The sequence below is a fragment of the Parapedobacter defluvii genome (assembly GCF_014642075.1).
GTDB classification, from domain to species: Bacteria; Bacteroidota; Bacteroidia; order Sphingobacteriales; family Sphingobacteriaceae; genus Parapedobacter; species Parapedobacter defluvii.
Window position 1 is genome coordinate 169,799 of the sequence record NZ_BMIK01000005.1, and the last position, 15,193, is coordinate 184,991.

At 47.3% G+C, this 15,193-nt stretch carries 13 protein-coding genes; 9 read left to right on the forward strand and 4 right to left on the reverse strand.

Features of this window, described 5'->3' with window-relative positions:
• Positions 1–9: 9 nt before the first annotated feature.
• Positions 10–1,209 carry a CynX/NimT family MFS transporter gene (locus IEX60_RS10080; RefSeq protein WP_188750124.1) on the reverse strand — a complete coding sequence of 400 codons (1,200 nt, stop codon included), beginning with the start codon at positions 1,207–1,209 and terminating at the stop codon, positions 10–12.
• Between the two features lie 217 nt (positions 1,210–1,426).
• Here IEX60_RS10080 and IEX60_RS10085 point away from each other — a divergent pair, with 217 nt between their 5' ends.
• Genes IEX60_RS10085 through IEX60_RS10095 form a run of 3 tightly spaced genes read left to right on the forward strand, consistent with a single transcriptional unit; the run spans position 1,427 to position 4,368 of the window.
• The gene (locus IEX60_RS10085; protein ID WP_188750126.1) at positions 1,427–3,550 is read left to right on the forward strand and encodes a ribonucleoside triphosphate reductase; all 2,124 of its coding nucleotides are present in this window, start codon (positions 1,427–1,429) and stop codon (positions 3,548–3,550) included.
• Complete coding sequence (nrdD, locus tag IEX60_RS24970; RefSeq protein ID WP_188750128.1) at positions 3,528–3,710, forward strand: anaerobic ribonucleoside-triphosphate reductase; 183 nt, start codon at positions 3,528–3,530, stop codon at positions 3,708–3,710. The genes IEX60_RS10085 and nrdD overlap by 23 nt, the downstream gene beginning before the upstream one ends.
• A complete protein-coding gene (locus IEX60_RS10095) occupies positions 3,691–4,368 on the forward strand; it encodes an anaerobic ribonucleoside-triphosphate reductase activating protein (RefSeq protein ID WP_188750131.1) in 678 nt (225 codons plus the stop codon). Before nrdD ends, IEX60_RS10095 begins: the two co-directional genes overlap by 20 nt.
• Before the next feature lie 258 nt (positions 4,369–4,626).
• Here IEX60_RS10095 and carB read toward each other — a convergent pair whose 3' ends face one another.
• Positions 4,627–7,443 carry a carbamoyl-phosphate synthase large subunit gene (gene carB / locus IEX60_RS10100; protein WP_188750132.1) on the reverse strand — a complete coding sequence of 939 codons (2,817 nt, stop codon included), beginning with the start codon at positions 7,441–7,443 and terminating at the stop codon, positions 4,627–4,629.
• Positions 7,444–7,729: 286 nt separating this feature from the next.
• Between carB and IEX60_RS10105 the strand changes: the two genes are divergently transcribed.
• Both IEX60_RS10105 and IEX60_RS10110 read left to right on the forward strand, forming a co-directional pair.
• The gene (locus IEX60_RS10105; protein ID WP_188750134.1) at positions 7,730–8,242 is read left to right on the forward strand and encodes a hypothetical protein; all 513 of its coding nucleotides are present in this window, start codon (positions 7,730–7,732) and stop codon (positions 8,240–8,242) included.
• A gap of 71 nt (positions 8,243–8,313) precedes the next feature.
• Positions 8,314–8,865: an AAA family ATPase gene (locus IEX60_RS10110; RefSeq protein ID WP_188750136.1), complete on the forward strand. Its 552-nt coding sequence runs from the start codon at positions 8,314–8,316 to the stop codon at positions 8,863–8,865.
• Positions 8,866–8,972: 107 nt separating this feature from the next.
• Here IEX60_RS10110 and ahcY read toward each other — a convergent pair whose 3' ends face one another.
• Positions 8,973–10,286 (reverse strand): adenosylhomocysteinase, encoded by a 1,314-nt coding sequence (gene ahcY / locus IEX60_RS10115; protein ID WP_188750139.1) that lies wholly within the window; start codon positions 10,284–10,286, stop codon positions 8,973–8,975.
• Positions 10,287–10,464: 178 nt separating this feature from the next.
• Here ahcY and IEX60_RS10120 point away from each other — a divergent pair, with 178 nt between their 5' ends.
• Positions 10,465–10,875, forward strand: a complete 411-nt coding sequence (locus IEX60_RS10120) for a BrxA/BrxB family bacilliredoxin (RefSeq protein ID WP_188750141.1) — start codon at positions 10,465–10,467, stop codon at positions 10,873–10,875.
• An 85-nt stretch (positions 10,876–10,960) separates the two neighbouring features.
• On the opposite strand, the gene IEX60_RS10125 is transcribed toward IEX60_RS10120, so the two are convergent.
• On the reverse strand, positions 10,961–12,523 hold the full coding sequence (locus IEX60_RS10125) for a Do family serine endopeptidase (protein WP_188750143.1): 1,563 nt from the start codon (positions 12,521–12,523) through the stop codon (positions 10,961–10,963).
• A 347-nt stretch (positions 12,524–12,870) separates the two neighbouring features.
• Here IEX60_RS10125 and dapF point away from each other — a divergent pair, with 347 nt between their 5' ends.
• From dapF to atpB, 3 genes are read left to right on the forward strand one after another with little or no spacing between them, the layout of a single operon-like run.
• Entirely contained in the window at positions 12,871–13,659 is a 789-nt protein-coding gene (gene dapF / locus IEX60_RS10130) for a diaminopimelate epimerase (RefSeq protein ID WP_188750145.1), read from the forward strand.
• A gap of 1 nt (position 13,660) precedes the next feature.
• Complete coding sequence (locus IEX60_RS10135; RefSeq protein ID WP_188750148.1) at positions 13,661–14,050, forward strand: hypothetical protein; 390 nt, start codon at positions 13,661–13,663, stop codon at positions 14,048–14,050.
• A gap of 14 nt (positions 14,051–14,064) precedes the next feature.
• Positions 14,065–15,150, forward strand: coding sequence for a F0F1 ATP synthase subunit A (gene atpB, locus IEX60_RS10140; protein ID WP_188750150.1), 1,086 nt, complete (start codon positions 14,065–14,067; stop codon positions 15,148–15,150).
• Positions 15,151–15,193 lie beyond the last annotated feature (43 nt).

The window sequence follows — 15,193 nt, forward strand, 5'->3', positions numbered from 1 at the left end:
CTTAAGAAACTAGCCGTTGATTAACCCCGGTTTGGCGACTTTCATGCCGGTGATGTACAGCACGATGCTGGCAGCAAATAATAAACAGAAAGGTATTTCCCAGTTTCCAGTCAAGTCGTGCAACGCGCCGAATAATGGCGGTCCCATCGCAGAAAGGGCGTATCCAAGGGATTGCGCCATCCCCGAAATCCGGGCAGCATCCCGGGTGGTTTCCGTTCGGAGGACGAACCACATCATGACCAAACTGAATGCAAGTCCGGTGCCCAGGCCAAAAAGAATCACAGCAGGGATGATGAACTGTGTCCTCCACCCGATGATTAATATAACGCTCAGAACCAATGTGCCACCAATAAACCAAAGCAGGGGTGTGTGATCCTTTAAACGGCCGATAAGGATGGGGCCCACGAACATAATGGGAAGCTGGGTGAACTGAATGAACGAGAGCACCCATCCCGATCTTTCAGATGCCATGCCCCATTCTTGCAGCACGACCGGCAGCCACGCTACGGAACAATAGAAAAGCAGTGACTGGAGACCCATAAAAATCGTGATACACCAGGCAAGTCGGGATTTGAGCATGGACCTATCCTTTTGCGGGTGGGTTACGGAATTACCATGCGGCGTTTTCCCCCCGTTGCGCAATAGCTGTGGAATCCAAAAGAGGATGGAGATGACCGCAAAAACCAACCATACACCGATTGAACCTTTCCAACCCCTGCCGGTCCAGTTGCCAATGGCAATGCTGAATCCCGAGGCCAGGGATGCGGTGATATTCATCGCGACGCTGTAAATACCTGTGACCAAACCGATTTTTCCGGGAAACCATCGTTTGATAAACGGAGGTACGAGTACGTTGCCAAACGCGATGCCACAACCTATGAGTGCCGTTCCGGAAAATAACAGCACCGCGTTGGATGAAGTTCGGATGAATAGCCCCAAACCAATAGCCCAGATAGCTGCCCAGAGGATCGTTTCTATGCTCCACTTTTCGGCTAATTTTGGTGCAATGGGGGAGAGGAGTGCAAACGCCAGCAGCGGTATCGTGGTGATGAGTCCCGTCAACGTATTGGAAAGGTGCAGCGCCGCCTGGATTTGTGGAACCACTGGCCCTACACTGGTAATGGGGGCACGTAGGTTGGAAGCTATTAAGACAATACCGATAAGCAGTATGATTTTCCCAAACCGTGTTATCTCTGACGTTTTCTCCATGATCTATCGACGAAAGTAGAGCCTGCCGCTGCTACGCCCGCGAAAGTAACGCTAATTTGTGTCATCTGGTTGGCAACCGCATCTATTTTGACAGTAGGATTATTGATCGGATACCGAACGGGTTATCCACAACGCCATCCTGTTGTGAATATCTTTTCTCCCCGATTGTGCGCGTAGTCATAAAGGCGACCGGGGAAGTGGGGTAATTTTGTGTGATATGGAAAAATACGTCATCAAACGAAGCGGGGCTTACGAACCCTTTATGCCTTATAAGATCAACGATGCCATCGAGAAAGGATTCGAAAGTGTATCCCAGCAGCCGGATAAGACGGCGTTCGACGCCGTAATGGCGTCGTTGGACACCAAGGATACCTGGGCGGTGGAGGAAATCCAGGACTGCATCGAAAAGGTACTTTATGAACGGCGCCACTTTGAAGCAATGCGCTCCTTCATGCTGTACCGGCACACCCGTAAACTCCAGCGTGAGCATATCCATGGCTTCAACGAAGACACCACTTACGTAGACAGTACGCAAACCATCGAAGAATACATCAGCCAAACAGACTGGCGCATCAACGCCAACGCGAACGTTTCCTATTCCAGTGCCGGGCTGATCAACAATACGGCAGGTAAGGTGATTGCTAACTATTGGCTGGATAAGGTATACAGCAAGGAAGAGGGATACGCGCACCGCAACGGAGATATCCATATCCACGACCTCGACTGCCTCACCGGCTACTGCGCCGGATGGAGCCTGCGCGTATTGCTCAACGAGGGGTTCAATGGCGTACGTGGGCGGGTGGAAAGCCGGCCGCCATCCCACTTCCGCGAAGCCCTCGGACAGATGGCCAATTTCCTGGGTATCCTGCAGAGTGAATGGGCGGGCGCACAGGCGTTCAGTTCGTTCGACACCTATTTGGCTCCCTATGTGTTCAAGGACCGGCTGCCCTATACCGAAGTGTTAAAAGCCATCCGCAGTTTTGTTTACAACGTAAACGTGCCGGCGCGCTGGGGGCAATCGCCGTTTACTAATATTACGTTGGACTGGAATGTGCCGGACGATCTGAAGGATCAGATACCGACCAAAAAGGACATACACCTCTTTGCAGGATTGCAAGACGAAGAACTGCTGCAAGAGGCACGGCAACGCGGTGCCTCCTCGCTGGAAGACCTGTGCTATCGGCATTTCCAATCAGAAATGGACCTGATCAACAAAGCGTATTATACGGTGATGACAGAAGGTGATGCCAACGGGCAGCCTTTCACGTTTCCCATTCCTACGGTCAATATCACGGAGGACTTCGACTGGGCAAGTGAAAATGCCACCCTGCTCTTTGAGAATACTGCCAAGATCGGCTCATCCTACTTCCAAAACTTTGTAGGGAGCCAGTATATGCTGGACGAATCGGGCAACCGCGTGGAAAACCCGGAAGCATATAAACCCAATGCCGTGCGGAGCATGTGCTGCCGGTTGCAGCTCGACCTGCGGGAATTGCTCAAACGCGGGAACGGCCTGTTCGGCAGCGCTGAGATGACCGGCAGCATCGGGGTGGTCACCGTCAACATGGCACGCCTGGGCTACCTGTACCGGGGCGACAAGGCGGGGTTGTACCAGCGGCTTGACCACTGGCTTTACCTCGCCAAATCTACCTTGGAAAAAAAGCGGAAATTCATCCAGGAGCTGTATGACCGCGGATTATATCCCTATACCAAGCGCTACCTGCCGCATTTCCGCAACCATTTTTCTACCATCGGCGTCAACGGCATGAATGAGATGATACGGAATTTTACGGGAGACCGCGATGATATCGTTTCACAAAGCGGGATGGCTTTCGCCATCGACATCCTCGAGCACATCCGCATGCGCATGCGGGAATTCCAGGAAAGCACCGGAAACCTATACAACCTGGAAGCCACACCGGCCGAAGGGACGACCTATCGATTTGCCAAAGAGGATAAAAAGCGGTTTCCGGATATCCTGCAGGCGGGGCAGGGCGAAAATATTTACTATACCAACAGCTCGCAACTGCCTGTAGACCATACCGAAGATCCGTTTGAAGCCCTGCTGTTGCAGGATACGCTGCAATGCAAATATACCGGTGGTACGGTACTGCACCTGTATATGAGCGAGCGGATCAGCTCGCCAGAGGCCTGCCGTAACTTCGTGCGGACGGTGATCAGCCATTTCAAACTGCCCTATATCACCGTCACGCCGGTATTCAGCATCTGCCCCGTGCATGGGTACCTCAATGGCGAGCATGAGTACTGTCCGAAATGCGACGATCTAATTTTAGCCACTCACCAAAATTCAATACAAGATGGATATACAACAGCAACATGACCTGGTTTTGCAGCAAAATCAGGAGAAGCGTAGCAAATGCTTGGTTTACACACGGGTTATGGGATATCATCGCCCGGTAGAAAGTTTCAATATCGGGAAGAAGGGGGAACATCGGCAACGCATGCATTTTACCGAACGAAGTGCCGACACCCATCTATAACATTACCCCCTTCACGTTATTGGACTACCCGGGCAGAACAGCCTGCATCCTTTGGTTTGCAGGCTGTAACATGCGTTGCGTGTATTGCTATAATCCCGATATCGTGCTGGGAAAAGGCCGTCTGTCCATTGCCGAGGCGTTGACGTTCCTCCGGTCGCGCCAGGGATTGCTGCAGGGAGTGGTGTTGAGCGGGGGTGAATGCACATTGCATCCCACGATTTTTCCGTTGCTTGAAACCGTTAAGGAATATGGCTTTGACGTGAAAATCGACACCAACGGTTCACGACCAAGGGTACTGGAAGAGTTGATGACCCGGCAACTGGTTGATTACGTTGCCCTGGATTTCAAGGCACTGGAACATCGGTTCCACGCCGTTACCAAATCGGGATTGTTTTCGGAGTTTGTCGAAAGCCTATCCTTGCTCAACCGTTCGGATGTATCGTTTGAGGTGCGGACAACGGTGCACAGCGATTTAATTGGTTTGGCAGACCTGCAAGAGATGGTCAAGTTTTTACAGCATGTGGATTACAGGGGGAGGTATTACATCCAGCATTACGTAAATGGGGTGCCGGTACTGGGTGGGTTGGGACGGTCCGAAAAAAATGAACGTTTATCAACGTTGTCTACCGACCAAATTCAAATTGTGATTCGGGAATAGGCAGGTAGGTGTTTCCTTACCAAATAAAAATAAATAGGTTATTGTTGCTTCAAGCAATTGGGTAGTAATAGGTACTTTATAGGGATTTCATAGGGACATTATAGGGGAAAATACCTATAACCTATGAATAATTTACGTACTACTTTTCTATAAGCTAATGATAGTAACTGGAATCGATAATGAAAGGATAATAAAACAATACCGTATTCAACATCGAGACGATGCCGAATACGGTATTGTTTTGTTTTAAAGTGACTATTATTTGCTGAGGTACATCGACTTTTTGGCGTACATCTCCCGGAAAAAGGGGTCATCCAAATCTTTGATGAAGCGGATAGCCTCACCGGTCGATTTCATTTCCGGGCCGAGTTGTTTGTCGACATCAGGGAATTTATCAAACGAAAAGATCGGTTCCTTGATGGCATAACCGGTAAGTTTGCGTTCGATGTTAAAATCCTTTAGTTTATTCACACCCAACATTATTTTGGTAGCGATATTGATGTAGGGTACATCGTAAGCTTTGGCAATGAAAGGTACGGTGCGGGACGCCCGCGGATTGGCCTCGATCACATACACTTTTTCATCTTTGATGGCAAACTGTATATTCAGCAGGCCTTTTACATTGAGCGCTTTGGCCAGTTTGATCGTATACTCCTCCATTTTGCCCTGTACATGCTCCGAAAGACTGAAAGGAGGGAGAACAGCGCTGGAATCACCTGAGTGGATGCCCGCAGGTTCGATATGCTCCATCATACCGATAATATGCACGTCTTCTCCGTCGCAGATCGAATCAGACTCGGCTTCTTCGGCCCGGTCGAGGAAGTGGTCAATGAGTACACGGTTGCCGGGGAGGTTACGCAATAGTTTTACGACGGCCCTTTCCAGCTCTTCGTCGTTGATGACAATACTCATGCGCTCACCACCCAATACGTAACTTGGGCGTACGAGTACCGGATACCCCACCTCTTTGGCTACCTTCAAAGCTTCCTCGGCACTCTCCGCAACTCCGTATTTCGGATAAGGGATATCCAGCGATTTAAGCAGATCGGAGAAGCGGCCCCGATCTTCGGCCAAATCCATGTCCTGGAAGGAAGTTCCAATGATTTTAATACCGTTTGATTCCAACTGCTCTGCCATTTTGAGTGCGGTCTGTCCGCCTAATTGGACGATTACTCCTTCCGGTTTTTCCAGCTCAATGATTTCGCGGACGTGTTCCCAATAAACAGGCTCAAAATACAATTTATCCGCCATGTTGAAATCTGTGGACACTGTTTCGGGATTGCAGTTTATCATGACAGACTCGTATCCGGCTTCTTTGGCCGCGAGCAGCCCATGTACACAGGAGTAATCAAACTCAATACCCTGCCCGATGCGGTTCGGGCCTGAGCCGAGGACGATGATTTTCTTCTTGTCGGATACGATAGATTCATTTTCGTCCTCAAAGGTCGAGTAATAGTAGGGCGTTTGTGCCGGGAATTCCGCTGCGCAGGTATCCACCATTTTGTATACCCGCCGGATGCCAAGTTCCTTGCGTCGGTTGTATACCTCGTCTTCGGTTACATTGCCCAGTAACCAGGCAATCTGTACATCGGAATATCCTTTTTGTTTCAGCGTCAGAAAGAAATCTCTCGGAATATTGTTAAGCTGATACCGTCGAAGTTCGGCTTCCAGGGTTACCAATTCCTGGATTTGCAGGAGGAACCATTTGTCAATATATGTGGCCTTACGGATGGATTCGAGTGGTACACCCAGTTCGAAAGCGTCTTTGATATGGAAGATGCGGTCGCTGCTCGGATGTTCAAGGCTGTTCATGATTTCCTCTAAGTCGCGCAACTGTTTGCCATCGGCCCCTAAGCCATGGCGTCCCGTTTCAAGGCTTTGGCAGGCTTTCTGTAACGCTTCGATGAACGTACGGCCGATGGCCATCACCTCACCAACGGACTTCATCTGTAGTCCGAGCTCACGGTTCGCACCTTTGAACTTGGCAAAGTTCCAACGGGGCACCTTTACGATGACATAATCAAGCGTGGGTTCGAAATAAGCAGATGTAGTTTTCGTTATCTGGTTTTCGATTTCATCAAGGTTATAACCGATAGCCAGCTTAGAGGCAATTTTGGCAATTGGATATCCCGTTGCTTTGGAAGCCAGCGCTGAAGAGCGGGATACACGCGGATTGATTTCGATGGCAATGATGTCTTCGTTTTCGGGGTTAACTGAAAACTGCACGTTGCAGCCGCCGGCGAAGTTACCAATGGCCCGCATCATCTTAATGGCCTGATTACGCATTTCCTGGTAGCAGCGGTCGCTCAGTGTCATGCCCGGCGCTACGGTAATCGAATCGCCCGTATGGATGCCCATTGGATCAAAGTTTTCAATGGTACAGATGATGATGACGTTGTCATTGCTGTCACGCAATAACTCCAGCTCAAATTCCTTCCAGCCCAATACGGCTTGTTCTACGAGGACTTCGTGCGTGGGGGAGGCCTGTAATCCCCGGCTTAACGCAGCTTCAAAATCTTCCTTTTTATGGACGAAGCCGCCGCCGGTACCGCCTAAGGTATAAGAGGGTCGGATGACCAGTGGGAATCCGATTTGTTGTGCAGCCTCTTTACCTTCCAGAAAGGAATTGGCAATTTTTGACCTGGCTACACCCACACCGATATCCACCATCAAGCGGCGGAATTCTTCCCGGTTTTCTGTCTTTTCGATAGCAGCTACATCGACGCCGATGACTTTAACTCCGTATTTTTCCCAAAGTCCGCGTTCAGAAGCCTCGATGCATAGATTAAGCGCCGTTTGCCCCCCCATGGTGGGTAATACAGCATCGATGTGCTGCTCTTGCAGGATTTTTTCGATGCTTTCACAGGTAAGGGGTAATAAGTACACGTGGTCAGCAATCACTTTATCGGTCATGATTGTTGCCGGGTTAGAGTTAATGATGGATACTTCAATACCTTCCTCTTTCAGTGAAAGGGAAGCCTGTGATCCGGAATAGTCAAACTCGCAAGCCTGTCCGATGACAATGGGGCCAGAGCCGATGATTAAAACAGAATTGATGGAAGTGTTTCTGGGCATTATATGGTGAAAAACGTTAACAATTTCAACGATAAGCTTGATCGCCAAAACAGCATGAAATGCCTGTGTTATGTTGGAAGGTATTCCGACTGTTTTGTCGGAGTGCAAAGGTATGTTTTTTAATGGAATAAATAGTTAATAATTTTTGAGAAAGCCGTTAACCCCGTTGATGTGTACCCCTACGGGCTACCTATTTTTAGGTATTTTTTCCTAATTGTTTAAATTATTTTTCTGCTAATCGCAGAATATCTTACTTTTGGGCGTAAATTCAGAAAAATTTAAGACCATGAAAATTAAATTGACATTGTTGACCTTTTTTGCAGCATTTGCGCTTACCGCTTCTGCGCAGAGTGATTACAAAAATTCAATCGGTATCCGTTTTGGCGGAGGGTACTACGATTTAATCGGCGTTGCCTTTAAAACCTTCATGTCGGAACAAGGGGCTTTGGAGTTTGATTTAGGCGTTAAGCCAACCGTTTCTTATGGTGGTTTCAGCGATGGGGTTACCAACCTGTCTCTATCAGGAGCGTATCAACACCATTTTCCCATTGGTACGATTGAAGGATTCAAGTGGTTTGTGGGTGGAGGTGCTATCATAGCCAATACCTTCTCTGACTACGACGACTGGTCGGGTATTTCTGTGGGTATTTTCCCTACAGGCGGTGTTGATTACAAGTTGAAAAATGCACCGTTTGCTTTTTCTGCTGATATTAGACCCACAGCACACTTTGTGAAGTCATACGGTGGAATCGGTGGGTTCCTATTCAATGGTGGCTTAACCGCTCGCTACGTTTTTTAAGCATAGCCACTGAAAATTTTGATAAGTTTGCCATTGGTTTAAACGCCAATGGCATTTCTTTTTTATGCAGGATGACTAAACTGAATGTTTCTAAGTTGGTGAAGATAGCGGTGGTGGGACCGGAGTCTACCGGTAAATCAATCCTATCCGAAAGGTTAGCAAAACAGTATGGAACGGTATATGTTCCGGAGTATGCGAGGGAGTATTGCCGTGACCTTAACCGTGAATATTCCCTGCAGGATGAGTTAAATATGTTCTATGGGCAATTGGCCTTGGAGCGTAGTCTAGTGCCGCTTGCACAGAATAATATATTGATCTGCGATACGACATTGCTCACGATAAAGGTTTGGTGCGATCATCTTTTCGGCGGTACGCCTTCCGTCGTGACAGATGAAATCCAGTCTGCTTATTACGATTTCTACTTGTTAATGGATATTGACTTGCCTTGGGTAGATGATCCATTGCGGGATTTTCCGAATCTCCGTGAACATTTCATGCAAGTATGGCACGATGAATTACGCGCGATCCACGCGACATATCAAGTCGTCTCCGGCTTGGGTGAAGAGCGGTTTCAGAATGCACGGATAGCGGTTGCTAATTTTTTGTCTAGCAGGCAATCATAGACTCTTGTAAAACATTGATAAGGACAGTTGAAAAAACATCATTTCAATTGCTCCGATCGTATGTTAAGCTAAAAGAGCGAAGGCATCAATTTGATGCCTTCTATTTGTTAATAACGGTAATGATCGGGTTTATACGGGCCCTCCATCGGTACACCGATATACGCTGCTTGATGCGGATCAAGCTCGTCCAACTCCACGCCGATTTTGGCAAGGTGCAACCGAGCTACTTTCTCATCGAGGTGTTTTGGAAGTGTGTATACCTTATTTTCATAGTTTTTACGATTCGTCCACAACTCAATTTGAGCCAGCGTTTGATTGGTGAACGAGTTGCTCATTACGAATGAGGGATGCCCAGTGGCACAACCGAGGTTAACCAGCCGGCCTTCTGCCAGTAGGATAATATCCTTTCCTTCGATGGTATATTTATCTACCTGTGGTTTGATTTCTACTTTCGTATCTCCATAGTTCTGATTGAGCCAAGCGACGTCGATTTCGTTATCGAAGTGACCAATGTTACAAACAACGGTCTTATCTTTCATGGTTTTGAAGTGCTCGGCGCGGACAATGTCGCGGTTGCCGGTAGCGGTAACTACGATATCTGCTTCTTTAATGGCATTGGCGAACTTTTTCACCTCGTATCCCTCCATGGCTGCTTGCAGGGCACAGATGGGGTCTATTTCCGTGACGATAACCCGCACACCTGCGCTGCGCAGTGATTCTGCGGAGCCTTTTCCCACATCACCGTAACCGGCTACAACAGCCACTTTTCCGGCCAACATAAGATCCGTTGCGCGGCGGATGGCGTCTACGAGTGATTCACGGCAGCCGTATTTGTTATCAAACTTGGATTTGGTTACCGAGTCGTTCACATTGATGGCGGGAAGGTGTAACGTTCCGTTTTTCATGCGCTCATAGAGCCGGTGTACGCCTGTAGTCGTTTCTTCCGATAAACCATTAATCCCGCTGATTAATTCGGGATATTTGTCGAAAACCATATTGGTCAGGTCACCCCCGTCATCGAGAATCATATTGAGCGGCTTGCGTTCTTCGCCAAAGAAAAGTGTCTGCTCGATGCACCAATTGAATTCGGATTCGTTCATTCCTTTCCAGGCATACACAGGTATTCCGGCAGCAGCGATGGCTGCGGCGGCATGATCCTGTGTGGAAAATATATTACAGGACGACCAGGTAACTTCCGCACCCAATTCGATAAGTGTTTCGATCAACACCGCTGTTTGGATCGTCATATGCAGACAACCGGCAATACGTGCCCCCTTAAGCGGTTGGGAAGCACCGAATTCCTGCCGCAATGCCATCAGGCCCGGCATTTCGGCTTCAGCCAATTCAATTTCTTTACGGCCCCATTCGGCGAGACTGATATCCTTTACTTTATAAGGTGTGTACGTGGTATCTACAGACATTGCAATTGTTTTTAAAATAATTCAGCAAAGATAGGGTTTTCATAAGCCACTCACAAAAAAAGTCAGCACGGGGCTGAATTCTGACATTCAATTGAACGATTGTACTTGTTTAAGGTTCAGTAGCCTCTTATCTTTGCAAAATAATTGTTGAACTCATAAACAGAAAGGACTAAACGCTATGTATCCTGAATACTTGGTAGCGCCGATGCGCAAAGAACTGACGGATGTCGGTTTCGAAGAATTAAGAACACCTGAGGAGGTGGATGCAGCCATTAAGCAAGAGGGGACGGTATTTGTTGTGGTTAATTCCGTATGCGGTTGTGCGGCTGCCAATGCGCGTCCAGCAGCAGTTGCTTCCCTCAAAAATGAGAAACGGCCTGATAAAGTAGTCACCGTTTTTGCAGGGATGGAAAAAGATGCGGTTGACCAGGCGCGTAACTATATGCTGCCGTATCCGCCGTCATCGCCGGCCATGGCCTTGTTTAAGGACGGCAAATTGGTGCATATGATTGAACGCCATCAAATTGAAGGCCGGCCAGCCCAGATGATTGCAGATAACCTAGTTGCTGCATTTGATGCATATTGTTAATGATTAGGAATGGTTAATTGTTAAATTAATAAAAAAATCCCGGCTGGTTCCAGCCGGGATTTTTTTATTTAATTGATAGCTGTATCTAGTATTCAATGGGTACATTAAGCTCTACGCGGCTGCCTCGTTGAGGTACGCCCACGATACGGACGATACCCCGCTCGGAGTCTGCCAATGCTGCTTCAACCTCATCAGCGCTGTTTACCGGTTTGCCGTTGATGTGGGTGATTACCAGTCCCCGTTGTACATTGAAGTAATCAAATAATCCTCCCTGGTGCACTTGGGTAACGACTACGCCGGAAGACACCCCGAGTTCTTTTTTCTTGGCATCGGTTGCGGGCACGAAACCGGCACCCAGCTTGTTGTAGATTTCGGTAGCACTGCGTTTTGTTTCCTCGTCCTCCGTTTTGCTTTCTGAAGAACGGGTATCTTCCTTCAGGGTGACAGTCACATCCCGTTCTTTACCATCCCGCTTGTAAGTCAATTTTACCTTATCACCTGGCCGCAAACGGTAGATACGTTCCTGTAAATCTGAAGATGAAGTGATCACGCGTCCGTCTAGTTTCGTGATGATATCGCCCTTTTTAATCCCTGCTTCTTCCGCCGCGCCCTTAGACACAACGTCTTGGACATACAAGCCATTGATATCACTAATCTCCAATTTTTTGGCTGTGGTAGGATTGAGCTCGGTAAAGGTAATGCCAATTAGACCACGTTTTACCGTACCATACTTAATGAAATCGTCCGCAATTTTCTTGACCAGGTTAACTGGTACAGAAAAACCATACCCGGCATACGTACCGGTAGGTGTCATGATGTTGGAATTGATACCGATCAGCTCACCATTGGTATTGACCAAGGGCCCGCCACTGTTTCCTTTATTAATCACCGCATCGGTTTGGATAAAGGATTCGACGGCAGTGCTCACCGGAACCTCTTCCTCAGACTGCGGATAGCCTCTTTGCTGAAATTGGCGTTGCCGGAGTTCGTTTGCAATAATTCCTGTGGAACGGCCTGTAGCGCTTACAATGCCCGCTGTTACCGTTGATTCCAGCCCGAGTGGGTAACCCACTGCCAATACCCATTCGCCGATACGAACGTTGTCTGAATCACCAAACTTCACAAAAGGAAGGCCTTTTTCATTGATTTTGATCAACGCAAGGTCGGTATTCGGGTCGCGTCCAATAATCTTGGCCTCCAGTACACGTTTGTCGGTCAACTGTACCTCTATTTTATTGGCGTCTTCCACCACGTGGTTATTGGTCACAATATACCCGTCCTGCGAAATAATGACGCCTGACCCCGTTGCCTTCGCGGGCGGTTGTGAACGCTGTTGCCGTTGACGGGGCATGCCGAAAAATTCCTCAAACAGATCCATGGGATCGCCGCCATAGCCACCCCCCGAACGCCCTGGATAGGTCGTTGTGATGTGCACCACGGCCGGTGCCACCATAGCCGCGGCTTGGGTGAAATCCGGATTTCCCGTTGACGATACTACATTGGGAACCGGATTATTCGCATAATGCAATTCTTGACGTTCCTCAAATGACATCTTGCTTTCCTGTTTGTTCTCAAACAGTTTATAACTGCCAACAGCTATCAAGCCACCAATCAGCGCAGTTAATAAAGTTAATCCTAGTTTTTTCATTTGCATATTTGTTTTTTAAAAGTAATAAAGCTTGCGTGAGTTACGTGTATTTCTTGTGTGGTAAACTCATGCAGGTTTCATTCATATACTAAATTTGTTTTTTAATTGCCTCATGAAACCTGCATGACAGGGTGTTTACGAAAGTCGCTGACGTGGCAGGTTTCATGTTACTCCAATTGTTATAAGCCGAACTTTTTATTGCTGTAAAAAGTTGTTCAAATGTAATACCATTTGCGGCTCCAAAGCAAGTAAGTGGCAGTACTTTTCTGTTAAATAATGTTAAAGCATCTCCGCGGATATAACTACCTTTGGCGCACGGATACAAAAGACAGTTAAGAAGCATATAGATGAATACACATATCTTTTACAAATACCAGGGTGCAGGCAACGATTTTATTGTTTTTGATAATAGAAATGGAGCTTTTGATGCGAATAATGCCGATTTGGTACGTCGTCTCTGCGACAGAAGATTTGGCATCGGTGGCGATGGTTTAATGCTTTTGCAGCAGGTGGAGGGATACGATTTTGAGATGGTGTACTTCAATGCCGATGGCCGGGAGGGAAGTATGTGTGGTAATGGGGGCAGGTGTATTGTGGCTTTTGCGCAAGACCTGGGAATTATTGGTTCTGAAACTGACTTTCTGGCAGTAGATGGTGTTCATCATGCCCGGATGCATGACACAGTGGGTTGGATTAGCCTCAAAATGGTTGATGTTTCAGAGATACGGGAGGAAGGGGATGCTTATTTGCTGAATACCGGCTCCCCGCATTATGTCAAGCAGGTGGTAGGTCTTGACACCTACCCGGTAGTCGAGGCCGGACGTCACATCCGATACAGCAATCCCTTTAGCAAGGAAGGCATCAACGTGAATTTTGTGGAAGCCGAAGGAGATGGGTATTACGTGAGAACCTACGAGCGGGGTGTCGAGGATGAGACCTTAGCATGTGGCACTGGTGCGACAGCTGTCGCATTGGCAATGGCAAAATTAAACAAAGTTGAGGGGCAGGTAGAGACCCCGATACGCGTGGCGGGAGGGAGGCTGAATATCCGTTTTACTAAAACCGCAGATCGTTTTACCGAGGTTTTCCTGGAAGGACCGGCTGAATTTGTTTTCAAAGGGGAAATCACCTGGTGAGATGACGCTTCCCCGTTTTATTATATATTATCATTTGTTCGGGTTGGGGGTAGCTTGTGCTGCTGTCGCTCTCTCTACTTTGTATGGAGAAGCCTCCATTCTTAGTCCTCATTTTTGGTTACTTTTTGTGGCTGTGTTCGTTTTAACCTTGGTTGCATATATACTCAGTGATCTGGGCATCCGGAAAGGGGGGGAATTGTCTGTTTATAGCCTGCTCGGTGCGCTTTTTATTAAACTATTTGCCTGTTTGGCCATTGTGGCTGTATTAATAATTAAATATCCTGAAAATAAGATGCTTACGGCACTTAATTTTTTTTCATTATATTTCTTGTTCACTGTCTTTGAAGTTACATGTTTGTTGCGTAACTTGCGCGACCAAAATCAGATGTAAAAAATTGGGAATAGATGGATTTTAGGCACTTTTTCGATTCAAAAAAAATCAGCTTCTTAGCAATTTTCGCCGTTTTAGCGACCTTTTCCGTTACAAATTCAGCCAAAGCGGCGGTGGCTGATACAGCCGCTTCCGTCAGCCATGAAGCCCATGGAGAAGAAGAATTTGAGCCTACCAAAATGATCATGGAGCACATCAGTGATGCGCACGATTGGCATCTTTGGGGTCATACGTCCATCCCGCTTCCCGTCATCCTGTATACGGACAAGGGTATAGAAGTTTTTCTTTCTTCGGAGTTTCATCACGGTGAACACGATTATCAGGGGAAATATTATACTTATCGATTGGTCGACAAGAAGAAGATCAGGGTAGTGGGAGCCGGCGGCGAAGTAGACGAAGCCGCCTCGCAGAACGTTTGGGATTTTTCAATTACAAAAAACGTCGCGTCGATGTTTTTGGCAGTCATCCTGTTGTTGCTCATATTCACATCCGTTGCCGGTGCATATAAAAAACGGGAGGGTAAGGCACCCAGGGGGCTCCAGTCTTTTCTGGAACCGATTATTCTATTTGTTAGGGATGACATTGCGCGCCCCAATATCGGTCATAAATATGCACGCTTTATGCCGCTTTTGCTGACTATTTTCTTTTTTATTTGGTTTAATAACTTATTGGGATTGATTCCCATATTTCCGGGGGCAGCCAATGTGACTGGTAATATTGCAGTGACGTTTGTATTGGCCTTTATTGTGTTGATTGTTGTGAATATCAATGGCAATAAATACTATTGGAAACACATCTTATTACCGGATGTGCCGTGGTGGCTGTATCCGATTATGATTCCTGTGGAGCTCGTCGGGGTGATATCCAAACCGTTTGCATTGATGATTCGTTTATTTGCAAACATCACCGCAGGGCACATCATTATACTCAGTTTGATTTCGTTGATTTTTGTGTTCAAGTCCTTGGCCATTGCTCCGGTTTCATTGGCATTTGTGCTTTTTATGAACGTATTGGAATTGCTGGTTGCTGCACTGCAAGCGTTCATATTTACGTTATTAACCGCGTTGTTTATCGGGATGGCAGTAGAAGAACATCATTAAATTGTAACTCCTTATATTAAATATATACATTAAATTAAAATTG